At 26.9% G+C, this 12776-nt stretch carries 12 protein-coding genes; 5 read left to right on the forward strand and 7 right to left on the reverse strand.

Annotation, left to right across the window (positions count from 1 at the left end):
* Positions 1–35 precede the first annotated feature (35 nt).
* Entirely contained in the window at positions 36–380 is a 345-nt protein-coding gene (locus JJC02_06715) for a RidA family protein (GenBank protein ID UDN55860.1), read from the reverse strand.
* A 292-nt stretch (positions 381–672) separates the two neighbouring features.
* Here JJC02_06715 and JJC02_06720 point away from each other — a divergent pair, with 292 nt between their 5' ends.
* Positions 673–1563 carry a DMT family transporter gene (locus JJC02_06720; GenBank protein UDN55861.1) on the forward strand — a complete coding sequence of 297 codons (891 nt, stop codon included), beginning with the start codon at positions 673–675 and terminating at the stop codon, positions 1561–1563.
* 217 nt (positions 1564–1780) lie between these two features.
* Positions 1781–3067, forward strand: coding sequence for a Gfo/Idh/MocA family oxidoreductase (locus JJC02_06725; GenBank protein ID UDN55862.1), 1287 nt, complete (start codon positions 1781–1783; stop codon positions 3065–3067).
* An 88-nt stretch (positions 3068–3155) separates the two neighbouring features.
* Here the strand turns inward: JJC02_06725 and JJC02_06730 are convergent, their stop codons facing one another.
* The 4 genes from JJC02_06730 to JJC02_06745 all read right to left on the reverse strand — a co-directional run bounded on the left by JJC02_06730 (position 3156) and on the right by JJC02_06745 (position 6731).
* Positions 3156–3599, reverse strand: coding sequence for a regulatory YrvL family protein (locus tag JJC02_06730; GenBank protein UDN55863.1), 444 nt, complete (start codon positions 3597–3599; stop codon positions 3156–3158).
* Between the two features lie 23 nt (positions 3600–3622).
* Positions 3623–4417, reverse strand: coding sequence for a M55 family metallopeptidase (locus JJC02_06735; protein UDN55864.1), 795 nt, complete (start codon positions 4415–4417; stop codon positions 3623–3625).
* A 566-nt stretch (positions 4418–4983) separates the two neighbouring features.
* On the reverse strand, positions 4984–5460 hold the full coding sequence (locus JJC02_06740; GenBank protein UDN55865.1) for an SAM-dependent methyltransferase: 477 nt from the start codon (positions 5458–5460) through the stop codon (positions 4984–4986).
* Between the two features lie 101 nt (positions 5461–5561).
* The gene (locus JJC02_06745) at positions 5562–6731 is read right to left on the reverse strand and encodes an amidohydrolase (GenBank protein UDN55866.1); all 1170 of its coding nucleotides are present in this window, start codon (positions 6729–6731) and stop codon (positions 5562–5564) included.
* 162 nt (positions 6732–6893) lie between these two features.
* Here JJC02_06745 and JJC02_06750 point away from each other — a divergent pair, with 162 nt between their 5' ends.
* A complete protein-coding gene (locus tag JJC02_06750) occupies positions 6894–7757 on the forward strand; it encodes an LD-carboxypeptidase (protein ID UDN55867.1) in 864 nt (287 codons plus the stop codon).
* Positions 7758–7827: 70 nt separating this feature from the next.
* Positions 7828–8421, forward strand: a complete 594-nt coding sequence (locus JJC02_06755; GenBank protein UDN55868.1) for a DUF3867 domain-containing protein — start codon at positions 7828–7830, stop codon at positions 8419–8421.
* 252 nt (positions 8422–8673) lie between these two features.
* Here the strand turns inward: JJC02_06755 and JJC02_06760 are convergent, their stop codons facing one another.
* Both JJC02_06760 and JJC02_06765 read right to left on the reverse strand, forming a co-directional pair.
* Positions 8674–9309 carry an isochorismatase family protein gene (locus JJC02_06760; GenBank protein UDN55869.1) on the reverse strand — a complete coding sequence of 212 codons (636 nt, stop codon included), beginning with the start codon at positions 9307–9309 and terminating at the stop codon, positions 8674–8676.
* Between the two features lie 79 nt (positions 9310–9388).
* On the reverse strand, positions 9389–10120 hold the full coding sequence (locus JJC02_06765) for a glycerophosphodiester phosphodiesterase (protein ID UDN55870.1): 732 nt from the start codon (positions 10118–10120) through the stop codon (positions 9389–9391).
* Between the two features lie 332 nt (positions 10121–10452).
* On the opposite strand from JJC02_06765, the gene JJC02_06770 reads away from it, so the two are divergent.
* Positions 10453–12642, forward strand: a complete 2190-nt coding sequence (locus JJC02_06770; protein ID UDN55871.1) for an amino acid adenylation domain-containing protein — start codon at positions 10453–10455, stop codon at positions 12640–12642.
* Positions 12643–12776: the final 134 nt, after the last annotated feature.

A 12776-nucleotide genomic window follows, 5' to 3' on the forward strand; every position in this document is an offset into this window, starting at 1 on the left:
TCATTTTGAGACACCCTCTATATAAGTTAAATTAATTATTTTGTAGCTGCAACAACGCTCATTTCAACCAATAAATGCTCTCTAGCAAGTCTAGCTTCAACACAAGCTCTAGCAGGCTCAAATCCTTTTTCAACCCAAGCATCCCAAACAGAGTTCATAGCTTCAAAATCTTTCATGTCTCTTAAATAAATAGTGACAGATAGTAAATGTTGTTTATCTGAACCATATTTGTTTAATAAATCTTCTATTTTAGCTAAAACTTCAGTAGTTTGTTCAATTATTCCGCCTTCAGCATGAGTTTGTCCACATAAATAGACTGTATTGTTATGAACTACAGCTCTGCTCATTCTTCCAGTTCCTTCATATCTTTTTATTTCCATGTTTTAAATACCTCCATAATTAAAAAATCTATTAAAAATCTAAATAATAAATTAAAAAAAGTCTATACTATATAAAATTATATTATATATTTTGATAATAATCCATAAAAACATATAACTTTTTAACTATAATTATTATTGTTATTAATTGAAAAGATTTATTAGTTACTTGACATAAATTACAATTTTAATTATAGTATAAATTGGAATATTTAGATAATTATTATTTAATGTATGAGTCGAAGTCTTTAATTAATATGGCTTTATATGTTTATATAGAAAAGAGGTAAGTATGAGTAGTACAATCAAATCAAATCGAATAAAGGGTATAATGTTTATAATAGCATCAGCTCTTGGCTTTGCAATGATGTCTGCATTTGTAAAACTAGCTGGAGATTTACCAAGTTTTCAAAAAGTGTTCTTTAGAAATCTGGTATCAGCTGTAATAGCTTTTTGGCTTATCGTAAAACACAAAGGTAGTCTAACTGGTAAAAAAGAAAATTTAAAAGTACTTTTATATAGGTCAATCTTTGGAACTCTAGGAGTAATATTTAATTATTATGCAATTGATAGGTTGATGCTCTCAGACGCAAACATGCTAAATAAAATGAGCCCCTTTCTTGTAGTTATATTTTGTGCAATTGCTCTAAAAGAAAAAATAAATGTAAAACAGATAGGAGCTATTATAATTGCTTTTATAGGAGCTTTATTCATAATAAAACCAACATTTAGTGTAGAAGTAATTCCTTATCTTGGAGGAGTTGCAGGAGCTATATTTGCAGCAATGGCATATACTTGTTTGAGAGTTCTTGGAGACAGAGAAGATTACTATACAATCGTATTTTTCTTTTCGGTTTTTTCATTAGTTACTGTAGGACCAATTGCTTTTGCAGTATATGAACCAATGACTTTTATGCAACTTATATATCTATTACTAGGTGGAGTATTTGCAAGTCTAGGTCAATTTGGAATAACTCTAGCATATAAGTATGCACCTGCTAAGGAAATTTCTATATTTGATTATAGTAATATAATATTTTCGGCAATTTTAAGTATATTCTTATTTAATGTTTATCCAGATATGTTAAGTGTTGTTGGATATTTAATAGTATTTTCGGCGGCATTTTATATGTTTTTATACAATAAGAAATTAGATAAACTAGATAAAGAAAAGAAGAAGTAAGCTAAATAAAAGTCTTTTTATAATTTATATTGACGATTTAAGGTTTTTTATTAAAATTAAAGAAGATTGAGTTGAAAATGTTTGATGTATTGACTTATAACAGCAGTTAAAATTGAAAAATTATAACTGCTGTTTCTTTTATTAAAAATATCCAAATGTCTATAAAAATAGACTATAATATAATAGTATAAATAATATAAAGGGGATAAATTAAAGTATGGAAAAAGTGAAAGTTGCTGTGATTGGAGCAGGTAATAGAGGAACATATGCATATGCTCCATATATTTATAAAAATTCTGATGTATGTGAAATAGTTGCTGTAGCAGAACCTAAAAAAGGAAGACGAGAATTATTTACACAAAAATATAACCTAGATAGTAAAAAGGTATTTGAAACTTTAGAAGACTTTTTTAAACAGGACAAGATGGCAGATGCAGTCATAATAGCTACAAATGATGATAGACATTATGATGTAGCAAAATTAGCTCTTGAAAAAGGTTATCATATATTATTAGAAAAGCCAATGTCTAACAGTTTAGATGGTTTGGTACATATAAATGACCTGTGTGATAAGTATAAAGATAAGATTTTTATGATTTGCCATGTACTGAGATATTCTCCATTTTATAATAAATTAAAAGAAATTGTAGAAAGCAAAAAATTAGGAGAGCTAGTTAGTATACAATATAATGAAAATATAGGATATTGGCATTTTGCACATAGCTTTACTAGAGGGAATTGGAGAAATAGCAATGAAACCAGCCCTTTAATTTTAGCAAAGAGTTGTCATGACATGGATATTTTGTTATATTTAGTAGGAAGTAGATGTAAAAAGATATCTGCATTTGGAAGCTTAAAGCATCTTAATAACCAAAATGCTAGTGGAGAGATGGCACAAAATTGTCTTCAGTGTTTAGTTGAAAAAAAATGTCCATATTCAGCAAAGAGAATTTATTTAGAAAAAGATAGAAGTATAAATAGAGCTGTTCATATAAATCCAACTGAAGAGAATCTATTAAATATACTCAAGACAAGTCCATATGGAAGATGTGTTTACAGATGTGATAATAATGTTGTAGATAATATGGTAAATATACTACAGTTTGAAAATGGAGTGACAGCTACTTTTAATTTATGTGCATTTACTAAAGAAAATGGAAGAACCATAAAGTTAATGTTTAGTCATGGTGAAGTTGGTGGAGATTTAAATAAGAATGAGATAAGAATTAAAGAATTTGGAAAAAATGAAGAAATAGTTATAAATCCATCCAATCAACAGAATATGGTAGAGGAATATGATAGAAATCTTATAGCTGAATTTATTAAATTAGTTTCAAATAAAGAACTAGAAAAGGGTAGAGTAGCAGCAAAAGAAGCTATACAAAGTCATGTAATGGCATTTGCAGCAGAATATTCTAGGGTCAGTGATGAAGTAGTGTATATAGAAGAATTTTTTGATAGTGCTAAGCAAATGACTAAGGATATAGAAGAAACTATATTTTAATTAATAAAAATTTATCAAATAAAATAAAGATAGATTAAATAATAGAAATACGAAAATATGTGTTCTATTAAGGAATCTATCTTTTTTATTAAGGTTTTTTCTTATCCCTATCAAAAAAATCCATACATTCTGATAAAAGATAAGAAAGTAAAGTGAATAAGATTTCTGTACTTAAAGGAATCGTTACTGAATCCATAAAGGTATCAATTATGTTCATAGCTAGAAAAGTTAGTATAAAATCAATTATAAATTCGCAAAGTTTATATATTGAGTATGGTAATTTGTTTACATATCTGAATATATCTAAAATAGTAGTGCATAGAAAATCAATTGGAGTGGTTATACAAAAATATATTAAAAAGAAAATTAATACAGCTCCAAGAGATTTATATTCAAATCCTAAGAATGATAAGAAGCCAATTCCTATAACCGTGAAAATACAAAAAGTTATACCAAAAAAAACAGCAAAAAATAAAAATACAGAAATAAATTCGCCTAAAGGAATCCTTCTTTTATTACTTATCTTAATCAACTCCTTAATTTATGATATGAAATTTATATAAATAATAACATTCTTAAAAATTCATAATAGTCCTCTGTTTCAAATAGCACTGTTTGAGAATCTATTTTTTTCATATTTGGATAAAAAGAGGCCTTAAAAGCTTTATAATGTTCTCTAAATTTTATTTCTATCTTAAATTTATCTGGCAATTTTATTAAGTGCCTAGATAAATCTCCAGATAAAGCTTTTTTGACACCTTTTTCAATTTTTTTTAGTGCAAGGTTTGGATGGATTGAAATTGAACCATTTCCAATTCCTTTTGACACAGGAACAGTGACTATATTTGGATTTAGTTTTTTTGCACTCTCACAAAGCATTTCATCTCCACTTAAAAATGCTACAGGAACATTATAATATGCAGCAATATAAGCATTTATAGTAAATTCAGATGCTATTTCATCATTTATTTTAAAATAGTCATAATCAATATCCATAGTATGAGAAAGTGGATTACCATTACAAGTAGCTCCAGAGTGATAGCCAGTGAATATACATGCATCAAAGCTTTCATCAATTCCAGCCATCATAACTAGTGGGTCTTTGGTCCATCCTCTAAGTATTTTGACGTTTTCAGGTAAAATATTTGGATTAATATTTCTACCACTGTCATGTGCATCTTTAACAAGTATTTCATGTACACCAGATTGAGTAGCTCCATCACATGCTGCTGTTATCTCTTTACTCATTTGTGTTCTATAGTGTTGTGAAAATTCACATTCAAGTTTTGTCTCATCCCAATTTACAATACCACAAGTACCTTCTATATCAGCACTTAAATACAATTTCATAATATATACCCCCTTATGTTTATTATTGATGATAATAACAGATAACAGAAAATACATAATCAATAAAGGGCATAAAAATATTATGTCTTACTATTAATTATTATTAAATCTGTAACTGAAAAATAACTAAATTGGTATTAAAAAATATAACACCATGTGTCATTTATTTATATAGTTTTTTATATCTGATGTTTATATAAAATTGTAACATATAAGTGGTTACATTTGCTAGTTTAACATAGTTAAAATAGTTAGGTATTATTTTTAAGTTAAATTGATTATTATAAAATCGTAGAATAAAAGAAAAATTTAATTTATTAAAAATGTATGAAATGTTTTTTCCTCAACATAATGCTAAATTAAACTCAAAAAGAAATAATAGAAAAATCTTATGTAGCTTAGAAAGAATGTGAATGATTTAAGGGAAAAATAGAAATTTATTATATAATACTAGGCTGTATTATATAATACAGCCTAATATTATATGTATATGTGACATAAAATCTTGGTAAGTGTAAATAAAATAAATGTGGAAAACAAGTTAATGAAATCAAGAAAAAAGTAATTTAAAATTCAATTTCATCTTCCCAATTAAATTCTCCTGATTTTTCTACACTCTTAGGCCAGTGACTACACCATTTAGGAACTGACGGATTTTCAACCCTATCAACGCTCGGAGTATATGGCTTTAAGTCAATAACAGGACTATTATCATTAGCATCAATATATGGTATTTTTATTATACCATTTTCATGGTCGATATTGATAATTTGTACAGCAGTCAATGCTATTGGATTGGGTCTTATAGGTGACCTTGTTGCAAATATTCCTATAACATCTGGTCCACTTTTATAAGGTTTTGGGGTTTCTAAAATACTTCTTAGTTCAGGATTATCAAACCCATCAGCCCACCAAAATACATTTAAATGACTGAAATCGTCGAGTTCATTTAATGCAGGTACATACTTTTTGTCTAATTTAATAAAGACCTCTTCGCCTTGAATACGTATTTTACCTATAGGATTTATTAATATTTCTTTCATAATATTACCTCCAACTATTTAATTTATCATTTATAATTTTAGTGTATAACATGACATCATGTGAGGGTCAATATAAAAATAATAAATAAAAATATTAATAGTTAGAATGATAATACATTTTTTACATGAAGCATGACACCAGCAATAAGACAATCTTCGTCAATATCAAAAGTAGAGGTATGCAAAGGGGAAGTAATGTTTTTTTCACGATTTGCACAACCAAGGTGGTAAAAAGCTCCTTCACAATGTCTTAGAAAATACGAAAAGTCTTCAGCCCCAAGAGTAGGTGAGTCTTTAAGGATAATATTTTCTTCTCCAAACAATTCTACAGCATTTTGTTTGACGTAATCTACTAGATGGTTTGAATTGATAAGAGCTGGATAACCTTCCTCAATTTCAACAGAAATACTTCCTCCAAATGTTTTACAAGTAAAATCACAAATTTCTCTAATTCGTTTTTTTGAAAACTCTCTAGTTTCAGGAGTCAAGGTTCTCAAAGTACCCCTTATAACCACTTTGTCACAAACTATATTTTCCTTGATTCCACCTTCAATCTTTCCTAGAGAAATAACCACAGAATCAGTAGGGTTTGTGTTGCGACTAACGATTGTCTGTAGAGCTGTTATAATGTGAGCAGATATAACGATAGCATCAATACCTTGATGTGGATAAGCTCCATGACATTTTGAACCATGTACAGTTAATTGAAGTGTATCAGTGGAAGCATTTAGAGTGTTGTATTTTAATTCAATTAGATTTTTGTTGATATTGGGATTTACATGAAGTCCAAATATATATTTTACATTTGGGTTTTCCAGACATCCATCCTCTATCATAAGTTGAGCGCCACCAATAGTTTCTTCAGCAGGTTGAAAAAAGAATTTTACATTTACATTTAAGTAATCCTTTAATTTAAATAGTATATTACAAGCACCAAGTAAAATAGCAGTGTGTGCATCATGACCACATGCATGCATTTTACCAAGATTAATAGATTTGTAAGAAGAATTAAGTTCTTCTGTTATAGGCAAGGCGTCTATATCAGCTCTTATAGCAACTGTTTCAAAGTTTGGATTCACGTTAATGTATGCAGTTATCCCTGTATGATTCTTATATTCAATATAATTTATACCTATTTCATTTAAGTATTTAATAATTTTTTTCTTAGTTTGAAATTCTTCTAATCCAAGTTCTGGAGTCTTATGTAAATCTCTTCTTATATTTATAACCCAATCATTTATCTCATGACAAAGAGTTCTTATATTAAGCATAAAACACATCCTAACTATATTAAAAATTTATTTTTCTTCATTAATTATATTATTTTATGTAAATCATTATTATGTATCAAGTACAAATAAAATATCTTATAATTATATTAGAGATATTTAGTATTGAGAAGAATATATCATTTTAGAAGAAGAGGTGTTTAAATGTTAGGAATAATTGCGCCATCTGGGCCATTAAGAAATACAAGTTTGGAGGAAATAAAGTTTAATTTAGAAAGTTATGGTTATGAAGTTAAGTTTTCTGAAAGTTGTAGTTTAAATTATAAAGGTTATTTAGCTGGTAATGATGATATTAGAGCAAGGGATATAGAAGATATGTTTTTAGATAAAGATGTAGATATGATTATGTGTTTAAGAGGAGGTTATGGAACAACAAGAATATTAGATAAAATAAATTATGATATAATAAAGCAAAATCCAAAATCATTTATAGGTTTTTCTGATATAACAGGTTTAAATTTAGCTTTCTATAAAAATTGTGGCATTTTACCATATCATGGAATAATGGCAGCAAATGTAGGTAAATGGGATGAATTTACCTATAAATCATTGGTAAATGCCTTAGAATTTAAAGATTACTTATATTTAGAAAATCCAAAAGAAGAAAAGATTTATACTGTATGTGAAGGTAAAGCAGAGGGAATAATAATGGGAGGAAATTTATCCTTAATAATTGCCACAATGGGAACAAAGTATGAAATAGATGCAAAAGATAAAATTCTGTTTATTGAGGAAATTGGAGAATCTCAATATAAACTGGATAGAATGTTAACACAACTATATTCTTCAGGAAAACTTGAGGAATGTAATGGTATAATTTTTGGAGATTTTAAAGATTGCATAGAAGAAAATGACTTAATAGAACTACTAATGGAATTTGCAAAGAAGGTCAATAAACCTTCTATATATAATCTTCAATCGGGACATTGTATCCCAATGATAACTATTCCTTTGGGTAGAATGTGCGAATTAGATGCTACAGAAAAAATCGTTAAATTAAAAAAATAGTGTGTATATAAATATAATAGAAATATGGTATAATCTTATACAAGTAAAAATTTAGCTAGGAGGATGAAAAATGTCTGATGATAGAATAATAGACTTTAACGAACTAAAGAACAAAGTTAAAGATTCTGATGTAGATAAATTTGAGCAATACATATATAACTTATATTTTTCTGTTATGGATGGAAAGATGTCTATGGCTGAGTTTTCAAGAAAAATATTTGATTATATGAGAGATAACAACATATCTCAAGAAAAATTTATGAAAATACAAAAGCAATTTATGGAGAGATATGGTATGGACACTGAAGAAGTAGAAAAACAACTTAGAAACTTTGGAATCGACCCTTCTGCAGCAGGTTTTATGAGTAATAATACTTCCAGCAAAGTATCTACAGAAGATTTAGAGTCATTTAAGAAGAGTGCAGGATTTTATGAGAAATATGGTGAAAAAATTCAGCCAAAGAGTTGCATAACAACATTCTTAAAAAATGATTTGAATGATATTAATGTAATAATAGACCAAGAAAAGATAATGCTTTGTAGTGATAAAAAAATAAATCTTATGGACTCAGAACTAAATGAGTTTTTATTAGAATATAAGAATATGTTTAATAAAAAAATAAAGGTAGTAATGTGTGAAACTACAAATAAGTATGACTATTAAAAAATATATTTAATTACTGAAGTAGTATCGATTAGTGGTATTACTTAAAAATAAAAATCGCAATTTATTTTTCCTTACAAAAACATGTAAAGAATATCTAAACTGCGATTTTTTATATTATAAAGATTAGTTATAATAAATAGTAGTTGTAAATTATAATATTTTAGTTAAAACTGTATTTTTCTATTAGACTTTTTATTAAAAATAGATTATTTGATAATTAGATTATATAGGATATAAAGTATTGGATTATTAATGAATCTCTTTTAATACGTTAATTCCATTTTGAATCATACTGTTAAAGAATACTAAGTTTAAAATATCCGCAGGATGAACATTAGGTATATCATAAGTATCTACTAAATTCATAGGTACAACTATATTTTTTTCAACATTGTGTTGATTAAAATAGGATTTTAGAGTTATTGCAAATTGATATATACATATGTCTGTGCAATCACCAACTATAATTATATTGTCTATATCATCAAAATCCAAATTTTCTAATGCAAAAAATCCATTAGTAGAATTTTTAGGAAGAATTTGTAGATTCTCTATTGATTTAAGCTCATCAACTAATTCACTTTCTACATCATTTTCCAAACAGTGAACAGGATAACTCAAAAGTTCTATAGACTTAGGAGTATGAGAATCAGTAAATGCTATTACTCTATTTAATTTATTTGATATTTTTTTTGTAAACATTTCGATTGGCTTTATTAAAGACTCTACTCTAGGAGAGTATAAAGCTCCTTGTCTTGCAAAACCATTATTAACATCAATTATAAACAAAGCAGTTTTATCCAAATCATAATTTTCTATTTTTTCTGTAGGTAGATTATTTAAATTACTTTTTAAAGCTTCAAGTTCATTTAATAAGTTATCCATAGTTATACCTCCAAGCTAAATTTAATAAAATTGTACATATTAATAATATAAAAGTCAAGGAGTACAAACTATTGTGTAGTTAGCTATATTGTTTGGATTGTAAAAAATTTGAAGCTATATCTGGATAGTTGGTAAAAATACCATCTACATTGAGCTTTAGACAGTGTAGTATATCATCCTCTTCATTTACAGTATATACATTAACATCAAGTAGGTTTTTGTGACAAAGTTCAATTAGAGATTCATTTACTAAAATTAGAGGTGGATGAAGATAACTATTACCTAGAAATTTAGCAAAATTAACTACATTGTTTATAGGTAAATAACACAATAATCCTGTTTTTACACTAGGGTCTAATTTATGAAAGTTTTTTAAACTATTGCTATTGAAACTAGATATAAGAACTCTATTTTTTACATTGTATTTTAAAATAAGTTCTAAAACATCTTTTTCTATATTAGGATAGTTTACTTTGTCAGTTTTTAGTTCTATATTCAAAACAAGGTCTGTAGGTAAGATTAAAGTTAATACTTCTTCTAGAGTTGGAATTTTACATTCTTTATTATCTTGATATCCCTCAAAAGATGAATTTAAAGTCTTTAATTTTCTTAAAGTCAAGTCTTTTACAAATCCATGTCCATTAAAAGTTCTATCGATTTTTTCATCATGAATAACTACAATTTTTCCATCCTTAGTCCTGTGAACATCAAGTTCTATCCCATATATGTCCATATCTAAACATTTTTTAAAAGCTAGAATAGTGTTTTCTGGATATTTTCCACTAAAACCCCTATGAGCATAAATATTCATTTATATGGCTCCTTTCTATAAATATAACTTATCTTATAAAATTTTAATCAATATAATATATCATATTCCAAAAGGTATTGTTATATATTAATTAAATAACTATTTGTAATTTATATATTATATAAATGTAGAAAAATAAAATCATATATGTGTTATAATATATTTTAAACATTGTAAATATTACGAATTTAATAGTAATAATAGATATAATTTTATGCAAGCTCATGTTTTTAGAGCTTGCATATGTATTATTAGTATATTTATATATTGCAAAAAATAAAATTCCAAAAGAATTTTTTTCTGTAGACTTAATAGTAAGGGGGAATTTTGATATGTATGAAGTTAATTTAGAACGAGCTATGAATTATTGGATGGATTTGTTAGATGATTATACGAATATAGCAAAAATTCCAAATGATTTTTTTTATAAAGATTGTTCTGATGAAGTAGTAGATGAAGTTTTTAAGATGAATATTGAGAAACATGAAAGATTGATTCAGTATTCTAAAATGAATAATATTAGCATAAACTCTATCATAGAAACTATATATGGTCTTATACTTCAAAAGTATATATATGAGGATGATGTGGTTTTTGGTAAGACAATGAATATAATTCCAATAAGAGTTAAGGTTAGACAAAGTGAAAAATTTATAGATGTTGTAAGGAAGTTAAAAAGACAATGGAGTAGGTCTTTAGAATATGGATATTATTTGTTATCAGATATAGAGAATAAAAACCATCTGAATACTAAACTTATAAATACAATATTTATAGCTAAAAGTTTTGATTTATCATATGACTATGACATAGAAAAAAAAGGTTATGATTTATCTGTAATAGTATACACTAAAAGAGCACTTAAAATAAAAATAAAGTATAAGCCATCTATATACAAAAGAGAGACCATTAGAAGAATTCTAAATCAGTTTGACTATCTAATAGAGCAAATAATAAGAGATAACGATATTTTAATAGAAGATTTAGAATTTGTATGTAAGAAGGAAGAAAAAGTATTATTAGAAGATTTTAATGATAATCAATATGAAGTGCCATATGACAAAAGTTATGTTGATTTATTTAGAAAACAAGCTAAGGTAACACCTAGTAATGTAGCTGCTAGAGATGAAAATAGAAATTTAACATATAAAGAATTGGATGAGCTAACTGATAAACTTGCAGGTTATTTAAATCATATAGGAGTAGAAAGTGAAGATATAGTGGCTGTAATGTTACCAAGAGATATTAATATAATCATTACAGCTATAGGGATTATGAAATCAGGGGGAGCATTTTTTCCGATAGACACAAATAACCCAGAAGAAAGACTGAATTATCTTCTTGAAGATAGTAATGCAAAAGTAGTAATAACTACAGATGAACTTAGAAGTAAGGTTGTAAATGAGAACACAATAGTACTTGATATAAATAATGAAGAAATGTTTAAGCTTGAATATGAATTAACTGAAAAAATAACATCATCAAATTGTGCATATACCATATCTACATCAGGGTCAACTGGTAGACCAAAGACTATAGCTATAGAGCATAAGAGTTTAGTAAATATGTGTTACTATAGCGTAAAATCTATAAATGCTACAGAAGAGGATATATGCGGTATATACTTAAGTTTCAGCTTTGACGCTGTGATGAAACAACTATTCCCTTATTTACTTATAGGTGCGTCAATAGATATTATGCCTGAAGAAGCTAAATTTGATGAGTATACAGTAAATGAATATTGTGAGGAAAATGACATAACTATACTAGCATTACCAACAGCGTTTGCAAGGCTATTTATACAAAATTGTAACAATAGTTCGCTTAGAATTGTACAGACTGGAGGAGAAAGATTAAAAGGATATAAAAAGCGTAATTATAAGCTATATAATGAGTATGGACCAACAGAATTTACTGTTGTATCGACTTCTTTTTATGTGGACAGAGAATATGGAAAAATACCAATAGGAAAACCTATATTTAATACTTATGCATATGTATTAGATAAAAAGAATAAACTATGTCCAATTGGAGTTCCAGGAGAGTTATGCTTATCAGGAATTCAAATATCAAGAGGATATTTAAATAAAAAAGGGCTAACAGAGCAAGTATTTGTAGATAATCCTTACAAAACTTGTGAACATAATAAATTAATGTATAGAACTGGTGATTTAGTAAGATGGCTAGATGATGGAAATTTAGATTATATTGGTAGGATGGATAATCAAGTAAAAATTGATGAGTTTAGGATAGAGCTATATGAGATTGAAAATATAATAAACAATATTGCAGAAATTAAAAGTGTTGTTTGTATATCAAGAATAAATGATGATGGAGATATGTATATATGTGCATACTATGTGATTGATGAGGAGGATAACGATAAGATAAATGAAGGAACTATTAGAGAATATTTAAATGAGCATCTACCTCCATATATGATTCCAACAATAATAATGAGGATAGATAAAATACCAGTTACACCAATCGGAAAAGTAAATAAAAAAGCACTACCAGAGTGATTTTTTATTATGACAGGTGTTGTAAAGTGATTTCAGATATTTCTTTATGACACTTATTTTTCTGAAAAAATCAATTAACATAAAAAAAAGACTTTTCTGCATATATTTACTGTGATGAAAATTTATTTATAAGA

It is taken from the genome of Clostridioides sp. ES-S-0054-01 (assembly GCA_021561035.1).
Classification (GTDB): Bacteria; Bacillota; Clostridia; order Peptostreptococcales; family Peptostreptococcaceae; genus Clostridioides.